Origin of the sequence: Amycolatopsis plumensis (assembly GCF_042652605.1) — a bacterium.
Taxonomy (GTDB): Bacteria; Actinomycetota; Actinomycetes; order Mycobacteriales; family Pseudonocardiaceae; genus Amycolatopsis; species Amycolatopsis plumensis.
Map to the genome: position 1 here is coordinate 3,115,594 of NZ_JBHSJY010000001.1, position 20,087 is coordinate 3,135,680.

Genomic DNA, 20,087 nt, shown 5'->3' on the forward strand with positions numbered 1-20,087 from the left:
TTCAGCTCCGCACCTTCACCGGCACGCCGTCGCGGGCCAGCTGGGCCAGCCGCTCGGTCATGATCCGCCCGACCGCCGCCGGGCTGCACCAGTCCCTGATCGCCTCGATGGCCTTCGCGCCCATTTCGGCACGCAGCCGCGGGCTCGTGGCCAGCTTCCGCAGCCAGCGCGCGGCCTGGTCGATGTCGGGCTCGGCCCACAGCTGGCCGACGGTGTACCAGTCGCCGAACTCGGCGCCGAACCGGTGGTCGTGCTTCGAGATCGGGCGGACGTCGTAGCCGACCACCGCGGCCGAGCCCGGCGGCATGAAGTCGATGTTGCCGCCGAAACCGGTCGCCACCACCGCCTTGCCCATGGCCATCGCCTCGGCCATCCCGAGGCCGAACCCCTCCGACCGGTGCAGTGACGTGTAGACGTCACAGGTCGCCAGGAGCGTGTCCATGTCGTCGCGGGACATCTCGCGGCGCAGCAGGGTCCCGTTGACCGAGGCGACGGCCGCGCTCAACACGGTGTCCAGCTCGGGGAAGCGCTCCAGGTTGTTGGCCTTGAGCACCAGGTGGGCCTTCGTGCCGCGATCTTCGGCCGGGAACGCCCGGCGGAAGGCCTCGATCACCGCCCAGGGGTTCTTCCGGGCGTCGCTGGACGACGCGCTGAAGGTGAACAGCACGATCGGGCCGGTCTCGGGCAGGTCGAACTTCGCCCGGTTCCCGGCGATCGCCGGCGCCTGCGGGACCACGCTCGGCACGACGGTGATCGGGATGTCCGTCACCGTCCGGAAGGAGTCCGAGACGAACGACGAGAGCACCCACAGCTCGTCGATCCCCGGCAGGTGGGGCATCGCGTGCACCGGGGGTTCCGGCAGTTCCCACGCCCACAGGCCGATCGTGTAGCGGTCGAGCGCGTGCTCCGGGATCAACTGCCACTCGTTGACGTTGACGATCCACAGGTCGACGTCGAACTCCTTGCCGCGGCGCAGCGCGGCGATGTCCGGCGGCACCGGGATCGACCGGTAGGGCGCCTGGCTGTTGAACTCGGTGAAGGTGAGGTTCGCACCGGCCGCGGCGAGCGCCTGGACGTGGCGGCGAGCGGACTCCGAGAGGCCGGTGGTCGCGCGGACGTCGGCGAAGACGTTCACCCCGGGGCGCCGGACCACGGGCACCGGTGCCACGACACCGTGACCCGCCTCGATCGCGGCGGCGTAGCCCTGTGCGGCGATCGACCAGGTCGCGTGCTCCCGCACCCACTCGCGCGCGAGCTTCCCGGCCGCGCGCAGCTCCTCCGGCCACAGCACCGCCCGCTCGAGCAGCCGGTACAGTTCCGCGGCTTCACCGGCCGGTTCGGTGGGCACCGTCCAGCAGAACGACGCGTCGAAGTGGCGGTGCTGCGGCAGGTCGCTGGTGAGCACGACGCGGCCGGCGCCGAACGCCCGCATCATCGTGCCGCTGGTCTCGCCCGCGGTCGGCCAGCGCAGGCTGAGCACGGCGTCCGAGGCCAGCACCAGGTCGTCGAACCGGGACTCCGCCGGCGACAGTTCGAAGTGGACGGACTGGGCGAAGCCGCTCCGGTCGATGGTTTCCCGCAGCTGGGCCAGTAGTGACGGCACCCCGGCGTGCCCGGCGATCAGCAGCCGCGCGTTCGGCCAGCGGCGGCGCAGCTCGACGAAGGCCAGCACCGCCGCGGTGACCCGCTTGTGCTCGGCCAGGCTGCCGAAGACCCCGAAGACGACCTGGTCGTCGGTCCACCCCAGCGCCGACCGGATCGGCCCGCGGCGGGCTTCGTCGAGCAGGTTCGCGCCGTGCGGCACCGCGTGCACCGGAACCCCCGGATAGCGGGCCCGCAGGAACTCCGCCGTGTGCGGGTCGTGCACGAGCACCCCGCGGCTGCCGGTGACGAGCCGGCGTTCCATGGTCAGCGTCGCGTGGTCGAGGGTCTTGACGCCGTCGACCTCGATGGCAGGCAGGCCGTGGAGCAGGGCCGGATCGTGGGAGTGCCCCCAGATCGGGCCGTGCGCGTACCGGACCTCCCGGCGGAACTCGTCCGTGCCGACCCCGCCCGCCAGCCCGGCGTGGAGGTCGAGCAGCGACGGGTCGTGGAGCACGACGAGGCCCGGCCGCGCCACGGCTTGGCGGTGGATCCAGGCGTGGACCCCGGCGTGGTTGCCGATCTGGTAGACCGGCAGCCCGCCGGCCTCCTCGTCCGGGCTCAGCACGGGAACCCCGCCGGGGGCCCGTGCCGTCGCCGGGGACTCGGTCACGGCGGCGACGTCGGTCAGTTCGGCCAGTGCTTCGAGCAGGTGGTGGCTGTAGTCCGCGATGCCGCTGGTCTGCGGCGGCAGCGGCGTCCACAGCACGGCGCGCTGGCTGGCTTTCATCGGCGGGCGACCAGGCACAGGCGCTCGTCCAACCCGTGTGCCGCCTCGGACACGCGGACCTCGACCTCGGCGAAGCCGGCCGAATCGGCGAGGAACCGCAGGTACACGGGGTCCAGGGGCTTGCGGGCGAACGGGTCCAGCCGGAAGTCGGCCGCCGCGTCCGGGCCCGGCGTCTCGACGAGCAGGACGCCACCGGGCTGCAGCGCGGCGGCGGCCAGGTCGGTGAAGCGGGCGAGCGTGTCGGGCGCCAGCCGTTCGGCGAACCGGAACGCGGTCACGGCGCCCAGCGAACGAGCAGGCTGCCCGGCGAGCGCCGCCAGTGCGTTCTGCGCGGTGACGTCGAAGCCGAGCTTGGCGCAGTGCCGCCTGACCAGCGCGTTGTCCGACGCGGCCGCGTACGGCAGCCCGGCCGCGCGGAGGACCTCCAGCCATTCGCCCCGGCCGGCCGCGACGTCGAACACGGGGCCCGTGGCGCCGGCGTCCCGAGCGGCGGTGATCAGCGGGAGGTGGCTCCGGCGGGCCTCGCGGACGCGGTCCGCGGGCCCGTCGAGCAGCTCCGAGACCGCCAGTTCGAGGAACGACTCGCGGTCGGCGACGTCGGCGGCGACGTCCTCCACCGCCGCTCCCGCGCGGACCCGGTCGAGCGCGAGATCCAGCTGCGCGTGGCGGAGCCGGACGTCCGCCGTCGCCGACGCCGATGCGGCCGCCTGCGCTTCGAGGGCCTTCAGCCGCTGGTCGGTGTCGTGGCCGGCCTCCTCCGTTTCCGCCTGGCGCAGCCGCAGCTCGCCCAGCTCGGATTCGAGCCTGCCCAAGCCGGAGTACAGCCGCTGGTTGAGCCCGGCGGTCATGGTCTGGTCGTGCCGGCGCAGCTGGTCGACTTCGTGGGCCAGCTGCTGCGTGCTGACCAGGTCGCGGGTGCCCGCCAGCTGGTCCTGGTGCTCGCGGAGGAGCTGGTGGACCGCGTCGAGCGCGTCACGGACGGCGAGGTTGGCTTCGATCTGCCACTTCACCTGGCGCTTCCACAGGAAACGCATCGCCAGCCTGCCGAGCAGGTCGCTCTTGCGCAGCGGCAGGTGCAGCTCGCGGTGTTCGTCCAAGCGGGCCAGTGCGGTGGCCACGCGGTCAGCGGACATGTGGTTTCCCCCGGGTCGGTTCGGTCATCGGGCAAGCTTGCCGGCGATGTTCTGCTGCACCTGCGGCAGCAGGAGCGACACCGCGCCGGAGGCGAACCCGCGTTCGGTCAGTTCGATGACCACGACGTCGCTGCGCTGCAGCAGGTTCCCGACGGCTTCGCCGCCGTCGTGGTCGGCCGTGCTCGTGTGGAGCGCGGTCAGGTCGCCGAAGGTCGCGGCGAGGTACGGGAGGGCGCGGATGGTGAACGAGTCGCCGATCCACGCCGTGCGCAGGCCGTAGGTGCCGTCGCCGTGGGTGGTGTCGGTGTGCACGGGAGTGACGTAGTCGTTGGGCATCGGCCGGGTCCGGTCGGTCTTGCCGTCCGGCATCAGCGCGTAGTGCGTGCCCTCGGTGACGCCGGTCCGGCCGATCAGCGGCGGCAGGTCGGCGGGCAGCTGCCAGTCCTCCTTCGGCTGCAGCCGCCACTTCGCGCTGATCCCCGGACGCAGTTTCTCGGCGACCGCGCGGACGGCGGTGATGGCGCCTTCGTCCGACCAGTGCGCGTCCTGCGGGCCGTAGAGCGCCTCGCCCTTGCGGTTCGCCCAGTCCTGCATCGGGCCGCGCACGTCGATCATGAAGTTCTCGGCGTCGACCCGGCGCCAGAACTCGTCCGCCACCTTGTCGCGGCAGTCCTTGCCGAGGTAGCTGCCGGGCAGGTGCTGCGGGACCATGCCGATCTTGTCGGGCGCGACGACGACCGCGAACTGCCGTCCCGATGCCTCGACCGCGTCGCGGAAGGCACGCAGGCGGGCGAACGTGGTGTCCAGGCTGACCGTCTGCACGCAGTGGCTGGTGGCCTCGTCGCCGAGGTAGAGCCAGCCGTCCTTGCCCTCGATGACGTCCGGGAACTGACGCGGGTCCAGTTTGGTCGGCGCGGTGTCGGCGGGCACCTGCAGCGGACCCTGCTGGTTCTCCTGGTGCAGCGGTGGCGGCTCGCCGAACACCCCGCGGCTGATGCCGTCGGCGGCGTGCACCGCCTGCTCGCGGAACACGAGGTGGTCGGTCGTCCACTGGCTCAGCTGCGGGAAGAACGACCAGCCCTGGCCGATGCTGGGGAACGGGGTGAGCTTGCGGTTCTCGAACTCCGACGGCCGCGCGCCGAGGATCGCCGACATGGCGGGGGTGGCCAGGAAGATCGTCGCGCACACGAGCGCGGTCAGCTGCTTGCGGCCGTGGCGCGGCCGGTACAGCGCGTGTTCGCGCGGGAGGAAGGCCTCGTAGACGGGCGGCATCGTGGGCTTCGGCCCCTGCGTCCTCGTCACGCCGTCACCCCCAGTCTTCTGGCCGCGGCGCGGACCGGCCGGAGCGCCCGGCGGGCGCCGGCGACCAGCGGGTGCCGCGGGGCCGGCCGGGGTTCGCGCCCCGCCAGCCAGGTCTGGTGGGCTTCGGCCAGCCGCTCCCGCAGCCACTCCGCGGCGGCCTGCGTCGACCGGGTCCGCAGGATGTGCTCGCGGGCGGCCTGCCCCCGCCGCCGGGCTTCGGCCCGGTCTTCGGCGACCGCGCGCATCGCCGCGGCCGCGACGTCGAGATCCGGGTCGGCCCACCGGCCTTCGGGCTGGTAGGGCGGCCACCCGGGGCCGACGTCGGTCATCGTGAAGGGCACCGGCCAGCCGTGGTCGGGGCCGAAGAACTCGGTCGTGCCCGAGTAGTCGGTGGCGATCACCGGTATCCCCCTGACCATCGCCTCCGCGACCGTGAGCCCGAAGCCCTCACTGCGGTGCAATGAAACGTAGGCGTCGGTCCTGGCATACAGGGCGCCGAGTTCGGCCACGGTGAGATAGCGCTCCAGGAGCTCGATCCGCGGGTCACCGCCGATCGCGCGTCGCAGCCGTTCGACGGCGGGGGTGTTCAGATGCCCGTTGGTGGCCTTGAGCACGAGGTGGACGTCTTCGCGGCCGGGGAAGGCGCGGTGGAACGCCTCGACGACGCCCCACGGGTTCTTCCGGCCGCCGGTGGAGTTGAAGTCGAAGATGAAGAGGAACTGCGTCACGGGCGCCGGTTCCCGCACCGGTTCGCCGGGGTCCGGCACGGGCACCGGAATGGTCCGGACCGGCACCGGTGAGTGCGCCGCGATCGCGCGGGTGGCGAACTCGCTGGGCGTCCAGATCTCGTCGACGAGCGCGAACCCGTCGTGCATCGCCGCCGGGAAGTCCTCCAGCTCCCACGCCCACAGCCCGATCCGGTAGCGGCCGGCGCCGGTGTCCGGGTGGGTGTCGAGGATCAGCCGGGTGAAGTCCGAGTTCACGGTGAGCAGGCTGACGCCGAACCGGGGTGCGCCGACGTCGTCCGGGGCCGCCAGGCCGGTGCGGACCGATCCGGACAGCGAGTGCTCCTCGACGACCGACACCATCGGCACGCCGGCCGCCGCGATCGCCCGCTGGACCACCCGGGCCATCTCGCCGAGCCCGAGCTCGGCGGTCAGGTAGCCGGCGACGTTGACGCCGAACTCGTCCACCGGCGGGACGGGAGGCGGCGGCTCGGCCGGCACGGCCCACGCCGGGAGCAGGCCTTCCTCGACCCCGTGCGTGGCGCACCACTGCCGGAAGGCGGCGCGGTGCGCGCCACGCGGGTGCGGGAACACCGCCTGCAGGTCGACCCGGGCGAGCCAGACCGCGGCGGCCAGCCGGGTCAGCCCGGTGGCGGCGTCCAGCGGCGACGCGGGCTCGGTCAGCCACTGCCGGAACGCCCGTCCGCCGTCGTCGCCGAACGGGTGCGGCGGCAGCTTTTCGGCGACGCGGCCGAGTGGATCCGGTGTCTCGCGGAGGTGCTCCGCGCGGCTCCAGGCGTCGTGGTACAGCTGCCGCATCACACTGGTGAGCGGCGTGCCTCCGGGCAGCGTGGCGTACGGCGAATCGCCGGACGCGCCGGTTCCGATGCGTTCGCCGTAGCGCTCGCAGAGTTCTCGCAGCACCGGTTCGGCGGAGAGCCGGACCCGCGGCCGCTGCCGGCAGTCGGCGGTGAGCAGCCACGGCGTTTCGGGGTCGTAGCCGCGGAACGCCAGGAACTTGAGCCCGGTCGCCGGGCGCTCGTGCAGGTTCCAGTAGCCGACGGCGAGGCCGGGATCGCGGACGACGAGGTGGTCGAACACGCCGGCCAGCAGGTCCGGCCACCGCCACGTCGGCCCGGTCCGGTGCGGCGCGCGCCGGCGGGCCCGGTCGGCCCAGTGGTCGAGGAACGGCCGGGCGTCCTGGCCGGCCGCGAGGAACCCGTCGAAGACGCCGGGAACGTGCTCCGGCTCCAGGCCGTCCTGCGGCAGCGGTGCGAGCAGGGCCGCCGCGACGACCAGGCCGTGACCGGCCGCGAGCGCGGCGACGTCCTCGAACGGCGCGTGGACCTCGATGTCCGGGTCGAGCAGGACGACCACGTCGGACCGGTCCAGCAGGCGGCGCACCAGGAGCGGCCGGAGGACGTCGGCGAGGTCCGCCCCGGCGTGGCAGGTGACCAGCCGGTGGTATTCGTCCGGGTCCAGGCCGAGCTCGGCGGGCGCCGCCTCGTCGTCGGCGACGAGCACGGTGAAGCCGTGGCCGGGGTGGTGCGCGCGGTAGGACTCGGCGAGCACGTCCGCGACGGCTCGCCGATCCCGGGTGACGACGGTGCAGGCGGCGAACCGTGGCGCGGGATCTCCGGACCGGTTCCCGGCCATGTCAGCCGGTGACGGGCAGCTCGGTCAGCTGCTTCGCGAGGATTTCGTCGAACACCTTCGAGACGGTGCCCAGGTCCGGACCGTCGACGTGGACGCGGACGACCGTCTGCTTGTGCACGTAGTGCACGCGGACCAGTGCGGTGCCGTCTTCCTTGACGAGCTGCATGACCTCCACGCCGGCGGGCGCGCTGCCGGTGTACTTGACGAGCTTGAACTTCACCTGCTGCTCGGTGAGCTGCTCGACGGCGTTGGCCGCGTTGGCCGCGCCGGCCGTCTTGAGGGTGAGCACGACCGCGGTGGCGCCGGAAGGCAGCTTGGACACCGACTGGCGCGCCTTGCTCACCTGGGCGTCGGTGAGCGCGTTGTACTCGCCCTCCGTGAGCACGTTGGCGGCCTTGAGCTCGTCGAAGCTCCCGAAGTCGGTCGTCGAAAGGACGTTGCCGGGCAGCTTGGCGATCTCCAGGTCGTCCTTCGGCTTCTGCGTCGGCGACGGCGGCGCGCTCGAGGACTGGGCCACCGGCGGGTTCTTGTCGTCGGAGTTGCCGGAGAACAGGAAGTACCCGCCCACGCCGAGGCCGGCGAGCACGACGACGGCGAGGACGATCGCGAGGACCTTCTTGCCGCCCTTGGCCGGGGTGGTCTCGAACGACGGCTCCGGGCCCTGCGCGACCCAGTTCGTGTCGGCCGGGAACTCGGAGGCGCCCCACGGGGTGCTCGTGTCCTGGCTGGGCGCGTTCCACGGCATCTGCTGCTGGCCCTGCGGCGGGTGGTACTGCGGTGTCTGCTGGGCGGGGAACCCGCCCGAGCCCTGGCCCTGCGGCCGGTACCCGCCGGCGACCGCCTGCGGCGGCACACCTGGCACGACCTGCGTGCGCTCGGCGTCGCCCGGCTGCGCGCCCGGTGCCCAGCCCTGCGGCGCGCCGCCCTGGCCGACCGCCTGGGTGCGCTCGCCGCCGCCGAAGGAGGAGTTGACGATCTGGGTCTGGTCCGCCGCACTCGCGCCGCCGGGCTGCTGCGCCGGGGTCGGTGCGCTCTGCGGCGGGTTCACCGGGGCGATGATCTGGGTGCTCTCCGCCGAGCCGCCCGTGGCGGGCGCGGCCTGGGAATCGGCGTTGACGGCCGCGGACAGGACACCGTCCCGGCGCACCCGGTAGTCGTCAGCCGAAATCTGGCCAGCGGCCAGCTCTTCGTCCAACCGGCGCAGTTCCTCCTGCCAGGACAAAACCCGGCCCCCTTCTCGTCAGCGGTTGCCAGCCGAGCCAGCTCACGCATCATTGTGCACTCAGCCCTGCTCACCGGGGCCCCGAGGGTCGTTTCGTGACCAGGGCCGTCAACCGGCGGGCAGGACGCTTTCGAACTGCTTCACGAGCGCGTCCAGCTGGCCGCTCATGCCGGACTGGCCGCGGTAGGGCAGGCCGACGCCGATGATGACGACGTTGCTGCCCGAGCCGTACCAGCTCGTGTTCAGGAACTTGTCCTGGAACCGGCCGGAGACCGTCCGGATATCGGCGGTCACCGGGCGCATCCCGGACGACGCCAGCCCCTGCTGGTAGAGGGTCTCGACGACGTTCTGCGCGTTGGCCGGCCCCCCGGTCGGGACGACCAGCGTCAGGTAGGAGACGTCACCGTCGGCGGATCCCCGGAACACCACTTCCTTCGCCCCGTTCGCGGTGAACAGGTCGGCCGTCGGCGCGGGGAACAGGCCGAAGTCGCGCGCTTTCGCGATCGACATCGTGGAGTTGTTGGGGTTGGCCGCGCCGGGGGGCGTCGGCAACCGGTCTTCCAGCGGTTCGGGACGGACGCCGGCCGCGCTCGACTGCGGCACCCGCGACGTCGGCGCGGGCGCCGCCGAATCGGTGCCCGAACCGAGCCACACGGTCGCCCCCGCGACCATGCCCAGCACGACCAGCACACCCAGCGCGACGAACAGCCAGGCCGGCCGCCGCCCGCCGGTGGTCTCGTCCGAGCGGTGCTTCCCCGGTGCCTCTTCGGGCTCGCCGGGCTGCGAGTGCGCCGGGTGGCCGCCTGCCGGGGTCACCGGCGGGAACCGGCTGACCGCGGACGCGCCCGGCACCTGGCCCTCGACCTGCAGGTAGCGGGTCGGGACGATGTCGGCCGGGCTCGGCGCGGTCGTCAGGTGGTCCGGGAACTCCGGGAGGGCGCGCGGAGCCGCCGTCTTCTCCCCGGCCGGAGCCACACCCGTCCGCTGCCACGGTGGCGCCGGGGGCGCGGGAGGCTGCGGCCGGTACTGCACGGGCTGGTACTGCGCGGGCGACGGCGACTCGACCCGCTGCGGCGGCGGCGCCGACGGCGGCTCGTGCTGCTGCGGCGCGGCGGGGTTCGTGCTGTGCCACGAGGTCGGCGCGGGCCGGCGCAGGGGCGAGGGCACCGGCGAGGGCACGGTCGACCCCGATGCCTGCGCCAGCAGCTCGTCCCGCTCCTTGCGGTGCACGGCCGGCTCGATCCGGCCCGTCGCCAGGTCGGCGTCGAGTCGGCGCAGGTCCTCCTGCCAGCTCATGGTTGGACCCCCATCCACCATCCGGGGCGTCAGTCTGGCACGTGTGCGGCCGACCTGCGCGGTTGCAGTTTGAGGTTGATCGGCAACGTAGCGCAAGAGCCGCTCCGGCGGGAGTCTTCCCGGTCACGAACCGGTTCCGGCAGGTCGGGTATCGTCCGGCTGCCCTGGTGACGGCCCGTGCGCGCCGCGCCCGGTGGCGACGAGGGGAGTCGGGGTTGATCACTGAAGAGCTGCCTGGCGCGAACGACGTCACCGGCGACGCCCGGGACGGCCGCGGCCGGCGCGCGAGGATCCGGGAGGGCGTCTTCGCCGTCCTGGCCGGCTTCCTGCTTTCCGCGGTGTTCAACCACCAGGTGGTGCTGCACCCGCGGTCCCTGGTCACCGGGGACCTCGGCGATCCGCTGCTGCAGGCCTGGCAGCTCGCGTGGCAGCACCACTTCGTCACCGCCGGTGGCAGCTTGTGGACCGGCAACACGCTCTACCCGGCGACCGGCAGCTTCGCCTTCTCCGACTCGTTGCTCGGCTACCTCCCGCTGGGGCTGCTGGGCGACGGGCCGTACGCCGCGATCATGCGCTACAACGCCGTCCTCGTCTTCGCGTTCGCGCTCGCCTTCGCCGGCGCCTACCTGCTGATCCGGCAGCTGGGCGGGAACTGGCAGGCGGCGGCGCTCGCCGGCGTCGTCTTCGCCTGGGCGCCCTGGCGGCTCACCCACGTCAGCCACCTGAACATCCTCTCCTCCGGCGGGATCGCGCTGGCGCTGTTCGCCCTCGCCCGTGCGCACGGCTACTCCCTGCGCCACGGCCGGCGTCCCGAGCTGGCCCGGCCGGGGTGGGCGGTCGCCGGCTGGCTGATCGCCGCCTGGCAGGTCACCCTCGGTTTCGCGGTCGGCATCCCGTTCGTCTACCTGCTCGGCGTCATCGGACTGGTCCTGCTCGTCACGGCGGTCCGGGGGTGGCAGCGGTTCGGTACCCGGCTGTTCGTCGCCGACGCCGCCGGCGCGGCCGTGTTCCTCGTGGTCACCTACCTGATGACCATCCCGTACCGGCAGGTCGTCGAGCAGTACGGCTTCACCCGCGGCTGGGACGAGGTGCAGCTCTACTCACCGCCGCCGCAGGGGCTCCTCGGCACGCTGGCCTCGACCTGGCTCTGGCAGGACACCCCGCTGGACCCGCGCACCGGCGCCTTCGCCGACCCCGCTTGGACGACGTTGCCGGGCGTGGCCGAGAAGCTCCTGTTCCCCGGGCTGGCGGTGCTGCTCGTGGCGCTGGCGGGGCTGTTCTTCAGCGTCTGGTCGGTTCGCGTGCGGGTGTGGCTCGGCGTCGCGACGGTCGTGGTGACGGTGTTCGCGCTCGGCTCGCACTTCTTCGGCGGCGACTACACCTACTACCTGTTGTGGCGGTACCTGCCGGGCTGGGACGCGCTGCGCACGCCGGGCCGCCTGATGCTGTGGGTGCTCCTGCTGCTGGCCGTGCTGGCCGCCGGCGCGCTGACCCGCACGGCCGAGTGGCTGCGCACCCTCGACACGACGTACGACCGGGGCCGGTTCCTGCAGGCCCTGCTCGTGGTGCCGGCGCTGTTCGCGGTGCTGGAGGGCGTTCCGGACCAGGCGCACCCCTCGCCGCCGGGTATCCCGCCGGACGTCGCCAAGGCCTTCGAGAACAACCCTCGCCCGGCCCTCATGCTGCCGATCAGCCAGGACCCCGGCCAGTTCAGCGAGTTCGTCTACCAGTTCTGGTCGACCGACGGCTTCCCGCCGCTGGCCAACGGCCACAACGGGCTCCTGCCGCCGAGTTACGGCGAGATCGTCGAGGCCGGCAAGACCTTCCCGGACGCGCACAGCGTCGACGTGCTGCGGAAGTACGGCATCCAGCAGGTGCTGGTGCTGAAGGTCGCGGCCACCGGCACGCCGTACCAGGCCGCGCTGACCCGCCCGCTCGACGGGCTCCCGCTCACCCGTTCCGAATCGACGGACCTCGTCACGTTCACCCTGCGCTAGTCACCCGTCAGGCCCCGGAAACTGTCGTACATATGTTCTAAAATGGGCGTTGTCCAGGGGAGATGCCGCCCGCGTCCGCGGGTGGCGTGATGGAGGAAGGCAGGGCCATGGCCTACATCACCCTGTCCACGTTCGTGGGCTACAGCGCGAGTTCCGGGCCGTCGCGGTCGTCGTTCGTCCGGCGGCAGCGCCGTCAGTACGAAGATCCGGCGCGGGCGGCGTTCAACTACTACCGGCGGGCCGCCAACGCGGTGCGCTCCGGCCGGGCGGCGAACCAGGACGAGGTGGCGCTGCGCGCGCTCGTCAACGCCGCCGACGAGCGCACGAAACCGCACTACGCGGCCATCGCGGAGGGTTGGCTGCGGTACCTCGGCCGCCGGTCGCCGAAGCTGGTCGACGTGGGGCGCGGCCGCTGCCGGATCGGGGAGCTGGAGATCGGCGTCAGCCCGCAGATGGGGCTGCGCAAGAGCGACGGCCGCCGGTACGCGACCTGGCTCTACTTCAAGGAGGAGCCACTGGCGAAGGCCTCGGCGCAGCTCGCGCTGTGGGTGCTGGAGCAGGCGATGCCGGACATCCTGCCCGGCGGGGAGGCGCTGGTGATCGACGTCCGCCGGGCGAAGGAGTACCAGCTCTCCGCCCGCGACCGCGAACGGCTGCGCCTCTGGGCGAGCAGTGAGGCGTCGGCGTTCCTCACCCTGTGGGACGCAGCCTGAGCAGCACGCCGGCCACCAATTCCGGCTGAGTGACGAAGGGGTGGTGCGCCACCGGCAGTTCGACGACGTCGGTGGCGCGCGCCGCCTGTTTCCGCTGGGTCTCGGGCAGCGTCGCCCGGTCTTCGGCGCAGAGGAGGTAGGTCGAGGGGACGTCCCGCCACGCCGCCCGGGTCGCGGGCCGGCCGAACACCGCCTCGTTCTGGGTGGTGAGCCGGGCGGCGGCCGCGGCGTACGTGCGGTCGTCGAAGTCCTGGGCGAACAGCGGCCGCACCAGCTCCTCCCGGACGCTCGCGGTGCCGTCTCCGTGGCTGACGTGCCACGGCGGCGGCTCGCCGGTCCCGAAGTCCGCGAGGGCCTCGCCGACGTCCGGCAGAAACGACGTCACGTAGACGAGCCGGTGGATCGCCGGGTGATCGCCCATTGTGGTGATCACCATGCCGCCGTACGAGTGACCGACGAGCAGCGCGGGTTCGTCCGAGCCGTCGAGCAGGGCGCGGACGGCCGCGGCGTCGTCGTGGAGATCTCCGCGCGGCTCGGCCTCGCAGCTCGGCAGCACCGCCGCTGAACTGCGCAGACCGTGCCGGGCGAGGACGTCGGCCGTCGGCTGCCACCACCACGCGCCGTCGCGGACGAAGGCGCCGTGGACGAAGAGGACCCGCATGGTGACAACTTGGCAGAACCCACCCGGATGAGTGACACAGTTCGCGGCGGGCGGACGGGGACTGGACAAACCGGAGGGTGAACACGAAGCTTTCGCGTGTTCTTCCGCGCCTGGCCGACTAGAGGTCTCAACCGTGAATGCTGCCTGGGAAGCCGTCTCCCGCGTCGTCGACGAGCCCGCCTGGTACTGGGTGTACGACAAGCTGGCGTTCTGGCCGAGCACCTACCCGCACGCCTGGCCCGGGTTCCGGGAGCCGGTGCCGTCGCGGACGTGGGACCTTTCGCCCGGCGACCTGGACCGCGCCTCGGCGGAGTTCCGCCTGGGTCCGTACGCGGTCGAGGAGCACCAGGTCGCGACGATCGCGCTGGCCGCGTTCCGCGAGGTCTGCGGCCCCGACGACTGGATGTGGGCGCTGCACTGGCAGCACCAGTCCTACCGCGTCCGGCCGCACCTGATGTCCGGGAGCGCCCGGTGGCCGGTGCCGGTGTTCCCGCGCGCGGACTACCACCTGTTCCTGGCGGCGGACTTCTCCTTCGGCACGCTCGGCCACCCGTGGGAGCGGACGCTGTGCGTGTTCGGCGAAAAGCTGGTGCCGGCGTTCGAGCGGCTGGGTGAGGGCGTGCTGACGAACGTGCTGCGCCGCGACGGGAAGCCGTCCGAGACGGCCGGGGGCTCCGCCACCCGGACCCCCGAAATGCCGTCCGAGCTGGCCCGCTGAGCGGCCGATCGATCTCTTGCTACCGTTCTGCGGGTGTTCGAATATCACGGCTGGGTGACCATCCAGGCGACCGCGAGCGGTGACGACGACGCGGCGCTCCTGGAGCGCCTGGTCGACCGCGTCCACCGCGCGATCCGCGACGCGGGCGACTTCGACCTGGTCGACCTCCGCTGGAGCGCGGGAATGCCGATGCTCCACTTCGGTGGTTTCGACAAGCACGGCGGCCCGATCGCCGCCGATCTCCTCGAACTCTTCACCCGGGCGGGCGAACTTGCCCCGGGTTCCTACGGTCTTCTCCACACCTGGGACGACCAGGACCCGGACAACGACAACAACTTCCGCGTCTACCGGATGGCCCGAGGGCAGGTGACCGAGCGCGAAGACGTCCACCTGACCCCCGTGGCGCCCACCGTCCTCGACACCTACGAGCTCTGACGAGGCCCGGCGCACGCAGCCTGGGAGGTCCCGGGGGCTCAGCCCCCCGGGTGAAATAGCGAAAGGGCCGCACCGGCGTTTCCCACCGGTACAGCCCTTCGATCGCGAGCGGATGACGGGATTCGAACCCGCGACCCTCACCTTGGCAAGGTGATGCGCTACCAGCTGCGCTACATCCGCGTTGTCTTGCTGATGGGAAGAACTCTATACCCTCCGCGTCCGGGCTCTGTCACCGGGTCCCCCCTCGCCGGGGCGGTGCTTCGGTGTCACAGCTGGCGTACAAGGGGTGACGACGGCTGATTCCCTCCGTATGGTGTCCCCATTCGACCGAATGGGGAGACCTTCGGGGAGGAGGTGCCGGGCCGGATGACCGAGCTGGGCACGGTGCCGCCACCAGCGGCCTCGGAATCCGACGAGCAGGCCCTGCTGCAACGGCTGCGCAACGGCGAGGACGCCGCCTTCGGGGAGCTGTTCGAGCTGCACGCCGCCGCGGTCCGCCGGCTCGCGCAGAGCCTGGCCGCCGATCGGTCCGAGGCCGAGGACATCACCGCGGAGACGTTCTTCCGCGTCTTGCAGGCTCTCCGCCGGGGTGCCGGTCCCCGTGACTACGTCCGCGCCTACCTGCTGACCGTGGCCCGCCGGGTGTCGTGGGAGTGGCACGGTGCGCGCCGGGACGTCCCGGTGTCCGACGACGAACTGACCTTCCGCGCCGGGGCGGGTGCGGACACGCACGCCCGCACGGCCGAGCACACGCTGATCACGACCGCGTTCACGAGCTTGCCCGAGCGGTGGCGGACGGTGCTGTGGCAGACCGAGGTCGAGGGCGAGCAGCCCGCGATGGTCGCGCCCCATTTCGGGTTGAGCGCGAACGCCACCGCCGCTCTGGCCCGCCGGGCGCGGCAGGGGCTGCGTGCGGCGTACCTGCAGGCCCACCTCTCGGTGAACCGGGGGCCGGACTCGTGCCGGGCGGTGGTCGAGAAGCTCGGCGGGTTCACCGCGGGCAGCGTCACCGGCGCCGAGGCCGAGCGGATCAAGGCGCACCTGCACAGCTGCCCGTCGTGCCGGGCGACGCAGGACGAGCTGCGCGACGTCTGCTCGTCGCTGCGGGCGCACGCCGGGGTGCTGGTGCTGCTGGTGCCGGCCGCCGCGTCGCTGGGCGGCGGCGGGGTGCTGGCCGGGCTGGGTGCGACGGTCAAGGGTGTCCTGGTCGGGTCGAAGGTGAAGATCGGGCTGGCGCTGGCGTCGACCGCCGCGGTGGGTGCCGTCGGTGTCGCGGCCGGGCCGCTGCTGTTCACGTCGGGTCCGGAGCTGGACGTCGGGCTGGTCGGCGGGGCGCCGGAGCTCGTCGTGGTGCCGCCGTCGGAGACGCACCCGGAGCCGCCCCCGGCGCCGGAGCCGCGGATCGGCGTCGGTGTGCTCAACGGCCGGGGTATCGCCGCGGTCCCGGCCCGGCCGCGGGGCGGGGAGCCGCAGGTCGCCGCGAACGAGGTGCCCGAACTGCCGGTGGCCGGGGAGGTCCCGGTCGCGGCGGTGAGCGGCGGGGCCGCCGAGCAGCCTGCCCCGCGTGAAGACCTGCCCCCGTCGACCTTGGCCGCGTCCGACCACCCGGCGACGTCGCCGAGGCTGGACGTGTCGCGGCCCGGCATTTCGATGACGACCGCGTCCACGGAAGCGCCCGTTCCGGAGGAAGCCGACGCGCCCGAGCTGTCGCCCACCGGACGGCCCGGCAAGCCGGCCCCGCCGCCGGACGAGTCCGCGGACCAGTCCTCCGACGTCCCGGAGAAGCCGGCGCCCAAGGAGGACGAGCCCGGCGCCACGGAGACGCCGCCGGACACCTCGGCGCCGGACACCTCGAAGCCGTCGGAGCCGTCGACGACGGTCACGCCGACTTCCGAGAAGCCGTGCCCGAGCAGCACGTCGGCCGTCACCGGGACGGGCGAACCGGCGGACCCGGCTCCGGCCGCGCCGTCGGGTTCTTGATCAGCGGTGATCCGGTCCGGCGGGCGAGATGTCCGCTTCATCCCTCGCGCGGGTGAGCCCGGGCACGGTACCGTTCTGGTGTTTGCTCCGAGCTTGTTCGTTCTTGAGCTGCTCACCCTGCGGGCGCCCCGGGAGGCAACCGAATGAACCGGCTGGTACGCGGTGAAGACGGCCGCGACTGGGTGGTCCGTGCCCAGATGGAATGGCGTGCGCCGGCGACGGCCGACGACTTCGAGCACGACGTCGCGGGCAGCTACGGGCCCGGGATCGCGATGATCGTCGTCACCACGCTGCTGGCCGTGATCCTCGTGGTGTGGACGCCCGACCAGGTCAACGTCCCCGCGTGGGTGCTGCTGGCGCTGCTGCTGGTGGTGCTGTTCTTCCCGCTGCGGTGGATCCTGCGCCGTCCGTGGACCGTGGTCGCGGAGACCGAGGGCGACGTGACCGGCGACCGGCCGTCCGAGCGCTGGGTCGGCACCATCCGCGGCATGTTCACCGTGCAGGGCGAGGTCAAGAAGATCTCCAAGACCATCCAGCGGCACTCGCTGCCGGACTTCGACGGGCCGCTTCACCCGGTCGAGTAGGACACTGGAGCCATGCCCGAGCTACCCGAGGTCGAAGCACTGGCTCACCACTTGCGCGAGAACGCCGTGGGCCGGACGATCTTCCGCATCGATGTCGCATCGCTGAGCGTGCTGAAGACGGCGATGCCGCCGTGGACCGAGCTGCACGGCCGCGAGATCACCGGCGCGACCCGGCACGGCAAGCACCTCGACGTCGTGGCCGGAGACCTGCACCTGGTCGTCCACCTGGCCCGCGCGGGCTGGCTGCGCTGGTCCGACGGCCTCGCCGCGGCGCCGCTGAAGCCGGGGAAGGGCCCGATCTCGCTGCGGGTGCACCTCGAGTCCGCCACCGGGCCCGGCTTCGACCTCACCGAAGCGGGCACGAAGAAGGGCCTGGCGGTGTGGATCGTCAAGGACCCGCAGGAGATCGCGAGCGTGGCGCGGCTGGGGCCGGACGCGCTGGCCGTGGACGCCGCCCAGCTGCGTGAGCTCTTCGCCGGCAAGAACACCCGGCTGAAGTGGGCGCTCACCGACCAGTCGCTGCTCGCCGGGATCGGCAACGCCTACTCCGACGAGATCATGCACCGCGCGAAGCTCTCGCCGTACGCCACGATCGGCAAGCTCGACGAGGGCGCGCTGGAAATCCTCGCCGAGGCGATCCACGAGATCGAGTCCGACGCCGTCGAGCGGTCGGTCGGGCAGAAGGCGGCCCGGCTGAAGGGGGAGAAGCGGTCGGGCCTGCGGGTGCACGCGCGGACCGGACTGCCGTGTCCCGTCTGCGGCGACACGATCCGCGAAATATCGTTCGCCGACAAGTCGTTCCAGTACTGCCCGACCTGCCAGACCGGCGGCAAGCCGCTCGCCGACCGCCGGATGTCGCGCCTGCTGAAGTAGCCGATTCCGGACGCTCGGTAGGGTCTGAGCGACTCTCGGTCATCGCTGTTGGACAGAAAGTGGGAACAGGCCTTGCACCCGGTCGGTCGAGCGCAGAGCATGGACGCCGTGTCCGGGTTCACGCTTGCGCAGATCCTCCCGTGGGGTCTTGTGGTGGTGCTGCTCGTCGCGGTGATCGTGCTGGTCGTGAAACTGCGCAAACCGGCCAGCGTGGTGGAGGACGCCATGCTGCAGGCGGTGCACCGGATGTCGAAGGCGGCACCGAACCTGCGCGCCGGCCTGGACGAGGACGCCGCCGACAAGATCACCACGCAGCTGCTGCAGATGCTCGACTGCGTCGCCGTCGGCATCACCGACAGCGAAGGCACGCTGCTGTCCTGGGACGGCGAGGCGAACGAGCACTACGTCGACCTCGTCGACGCGATCGGCGCGGCCATCCGCAAGCACCGCCGCGAGGTCGTCGCGCACGACCGGATGCCGTGCAACCACCGCGGCACCTGCCGGATGAAGACCGCCGTCATCGTGCCGCTGCTGGTGGAGGGCGAAACCGAAGCGGCGCTGATCGTCGTCGGCCGCACCCGCGGGCGGCTGGTGCAGATGGCCGACGCCGTCGCCCAGTTCGTCTGCACGCAGTTCGAGCTGTCCCGGCTCGACGAGTCGAAGCAGCAGCTCCAGCAGGCCGAGATCAAGGCGCTGCGCGCGCAGATTTCGCCGCACTTCGTCTACAACGCGCTCAACACGATCTCCGCCCTGATCCGCACGGACCCCGAAGAGGCGCGAGAGCTGCTTCAGGACTTCGCCGACTTCACGCGCTATTCGTTCCGGACGTCGGGCATGTTCACCTCGCTCGCCGAGGAGCTGCGCAACATCGACCGCTACCTGACCATCGAGAACGCCCGCTTCGGCGGACGGCTCGAGGTGCGGATGAAGATCGCGCCCGAGGTGCTCAGCGTCGTCGTGCCGTTCCTGATCATCCAGCCGCTGGTGGAGAACGCCGTCAAGCACGGCCTCGCCAGCAAGCCCAGCGGCGGCTGCGTCACGGTGATCGCGCAGGACTACGGCACCGAAGCGCTGATCAGCGTCGAAGACGACGGCATCGGCATGGACCCGCGGCGGCTGCGGGACGTCAAGAACGCGCACAGCACCGGCGCGCACGTCGGGCTCGGCAACATCAGCCAGCGCATGCAGCAGGTCTTCGGCAGCGACTACGCGGTGATGGTCGAGACCGCGCCCGGTGCCGGCATGAAGGTCACGTTGCGGGTGCCCAAGTTCGTCCCGGGCGTCCGGCCGAACATGCCGGATTACAGCTCCGAAACCGACGCCGGCGAGGCCGACGTCCCGGCCCAGGGTGGTCCCGGCCAGCTGAACGGCTCCGAGGTGAACGGCGTCAATGGCACGCGCTCCGGCATCCTCCCCATGGGCTGAATCCGGCTAGCCTGGCGGTATGAGCGTTACGGACAAACTGGCTTCGCGGATCCCGGTGCTCGCCGACCGGGTCGAGCGCAAGGACGTCGTGGCCGTGGTGAAGCTGCACGGCGTGATCACGCCGTCGCCGTCGCCGCTGGCCAGGGGCGCGATCAACCTGGCCGCCGTGGAGTCGGCGCTGACCAGGGCGTTCGGGCACGAGCGGCTGAAGGCGGTCGCGCTGCTGATCAACTCCCCGGGTGGCGCGCCGACGCAGTCGGGCCTGGTCGCCGAGCGGATCCGGCAGCTGGCCGACGAGAAGAACGTGCCGGTGCTGGCGTTCTGCGAGGACGTCGCCGCCTCGGGCGGCTACTGGCTGGCCTGCGCGGCCGACGAAATCTACGCCCACCGGACCTCGATGGTCGGCTCGATCGGCGTGATCAGCGGCGGTTTCGGGTTCACCGGCCTGCTCGAACGCTTCGGCATCGAGCGCCGCCTGCACACGGCGGGCGCGAACAAGTCGCGGCTCGACCCGTTCTCGCCGGAGAAGCCCGAAGACGTCGAGTGGCTGAAGAAGATGCACACCCAGCTCCACGAGCTGTTCGTGAACTGGGTGAAGGAACGCCGTGGCGACCGCCTGACCGACTCGGAGGACCTGTTCACCGGCGACGTCTGGCTGGGCGCGAAGGCGGTCGAACTGGGGCTCGCCGACGGCCTCGGCAGCCTCCGGCAGATCATCACCGAGCGCTACCCGGACGCGGAGATCTCGGTGGCCGAGCCGAAGAAGCCCCTGCTGGCCCGCCTCGGCCTCGGCGCACCGGCGGCCGCCTCGGCGGTGCTCGACGCGGTCACGCAGAAGGCGGCCTGGTCCCGCTTCGGCCTCTGAGCGAATGGCCTTCCGGGCAGACTTTGTGACCTGAATCACTCTTCCCTGGTAACGCCTCTGGAATCGTGGTGATACCTCAGGTCTCCTTGTCGACGGGCTTTGTTGTGAACGGCAACAAATCCGGTCGACAA

The 20,087-nt window shown here is 72.2% G+C and carries 16 protein-coding genes and 1 tRNA gene; 9 read left to right on the forward strand and 8 right to left on the reverse strand.

What is annotated here, in order from left to right:
• Position 1: 1 nt before the first annotated feature.
• The 6 genes from ACFPLC_RS14895 to ACFPLC_RS14920 all read right to left on the reverse strand — a co-directional run bounded on the left by ACFPLC_RS14895 (position 2) and on the right by ACFPLC_RS14920 (position 9,705).
• Entirely contained in the window at positions 2 to 2,371 is a 2,370-nt protein-coding gene (locus tag ACFPLC_RS14895; protein WP_378205622.1) for a glycosyltransferase family 4 protein, read from the reverse strand.
• Positions 2,368 to 3,504: a class I SAM-dependent methyltransferase gene (locus tag ACFPLC_RS14900; protein ID WP_378205625.1), complete on the reverse strand. Its 1,137-nt coding sequence runs from the start codon at positions 3,502 to 3,504 to the stop codon at positions 2,368 to 2,370. Before ACFPLC_RS14900 ends, ACFPLC_RS14895 begins: the two co-directional genes overlap by 4 nt.
• A gap of 24 nt (positions 3,505 to 3,528) precedes the next feature.
• Positions 3,529 to 4,806 carry an alginate O-acetyltransferase AlgX-related protein gene (locus ACFPLC_RS14905; protein WP_378205628.1) on the reverse strand — a complete coding sequence of 426 codons (1,278 nt, stop codon included), beginning with the start codon at positions 4,804 to 4,806 and terminating at the stop codon, positions 3,529 to 3,531.
• Entirely contained in the window at positions 4,803 to 7,187 is a 2,385-nt protein-coding gene (locus tag ACFPLC_RS14910) for a glycosyltransferase (RefSeq protein WP_378205631.1), read from the reverse strand. The genes ACFPLC_RS14905 and ACFPLC_RS14910 overlap by 4 nt, the downstream gene beginning before the upstream one ends.
• A gap of 1 nt (position 7,188) precedes the next feature.
• Entirely contained in the window at positions 7,189 to 8,409 is a 1,221-nt protein-coding gene (locus ACFPLC_RS14915; protein ID WP_378205634.1) for a hypothetical protein, read from the reverse strand.
• A 108-nt stretch (positions 8,410 to 8,517) separates the two neighbouring features.
• A complete protein-coding gene (locus ACFPLC_RS14920) occupies positions 8,518 to 9,705 on the reverse strand; it encodes a hypothetical protein (protein WP_378205636.1) in 1,188 nt (395 codons plus the stop codon).
• Positions 9,706 to 9,920: 215 nt separating this feature from the next.
• Between ACFPLC_RS14920 and ACFPLC_RS14925 the strand changes: the two genes are divergently transcribed.
• Entirely contained in the window at positions 9,921 to 11,702 is a 1,782-nt protein-coding gene (locus ACFPLC_RS14925; RefSeq protein ID WP_378205639.1) for a hypothetical protein, read from the forward strand.
• A gap of 89 nt (positions 11,703 to 11,791) precedes the next feature.
• The gene (locus tag ACFPLC_RS14930; RefSeq protein ID WP_229902629.1) at positions 11,792 to 12,415 is read left to right on the forward strand and encodes a hypothetical protein; all 624 of its coding nucleotides are present in this window, start codon (positions 11,792 to 11,794) and stop codon (positions 12,413 to 12,415) included.
• On the opposite strand, the gene ACFPLC_RS14935 is transcribed toward ACFPLC_RS14930, so the two are convergent.
• Complete coding sequence (locus tag ACFPLC_RS14935; protein ID WP_378205642.1) at positions 12,393 to 13,076, reverse strand: alpha/beta fold hydrolase; 684 nt, start codon at positions 13,074 to 13,076, stop codon at positions 12,393 to 12,395. The two genes, ACFPLC_RS14930 and ACFPLC_RS14935, sit on opposite strands and share 23 nt — an antisense overlap.
• Positions 13,077 to 13,209: 133 nt before the next feature.
• On the opposite strand from ACFPLC_RS14935, the gene ACFPLC_RS14940 reads away from it, so the two are divergent.
• Both ACFPLC_RS14940 and ACFPLC_RS14945 read left to right on the forward strand, forming a co-directional pair.
• Positions 13,210 to 13,794, forward strand: a complete 585-nt coding sequence (locus ACFPLC_RS14940) for a DUF2716 domain-containing protein (RefSeq protein WP_378205645.1) — start codon at positions 13,210 to 13,212, stop codon at positions 13,792 to 13,794.
• Between the two features lie 33 nt (positions 13,795 to 13,827).
• Positions 13,828 to 14,229: an Imm7 family immunity protein gene (locus ACFPLC_RS14945; protein ID WP_378205648.1), complete on the forward strand. Its 402-nt coding sequence runs from the start codon at positions 13,828 to 13,830 to the stop codon at positions 14,227 to 14,229.
• A 107-nt stretch (positions 14,230 to 14,336) separates the two neighbouring features.
• Here ACFPLC_RS14945 and ACFPLC_RS14950 read toward each other — a convergent pair.
• Positions 14,337 to 14,409, reverse strand: a tRNA-Gly gene (locus tag ACFPLC_RS14950).
• Positions 14,410 to 14,595: 186 nt separating this feature from the next.
• On the opposite strand from ACFPLC_RS14950, the gene ACFPLC_RS14955 reads away from it, so the two are divergent.
• The 5 genes from ACFPLC_RS14955 to ACFPLC_RS14975 all read left to right on the forward strand — a co-directional run bounded on the left by ACFPLC_RS14955 (position 14,596) and on the right by ACFPLC_RS14975 (position 19,956).
• Positions 14,596 to 16,209, forward strand: a complete 1,614-nt coding sequence (locus ACFPLC_RS14955; RefSeq protein ID WP_378205651.1) for a sigma-70 family RNA polymerase sigma factor — start codon at positions 14,596 to 14,598, stop codon at positions 16,207 to 16,209.
• Between the two features lie 143 nt (positions 16,210 to 16,352).
• Positions 16,353 to 16,793, forward strand: coding sequence for a hypothetical protein (locus ACFPLC_RS14960; protein ID WP_013222080.1), 441 nt, complete (start codon positions 16,353 to 16,355; stop codon positions 16,791 to 16,793).
• Between the two features lie 12 nt (positions 16,794 to 16,805).
• A complete protein-coding gene (locus ACFPLC_RS14965; protein ID WP_378205655.1) occupies positions 16,806 to 17,666 on the forward strand; it encodes an Fpg/Nei family DNA glycosylase in 861 nt (286 codons plus the stop codon).
• Between the two features lie 99 nt (positions 17,667 to 17,765).
• Complete coding sequence (locus ACFPLC_RS14970; protein ID WP_191308811.1) at positions 17,766 to 19,091, forward strand: histidine kinase; 1,326 nt, start codon at positions 17,766 to 17,768, stop codon at positions 19,089 to 19,091.
• Between the two features lie 19 nt (positions 19,092 to 19,110).
• Positions 19,111 to 19,956, forward strand: a complete 846-nt coding sequence (locus ACFPLC_RS14975; protein WP_378205658.1) for a S49 family peptidase — start codon at positions 19,111 to 19,113, stop codon at positions 19,954 to 19,956.
• Positions 19,957 to 20,087 lie beyond the last annotated feature (131 nt).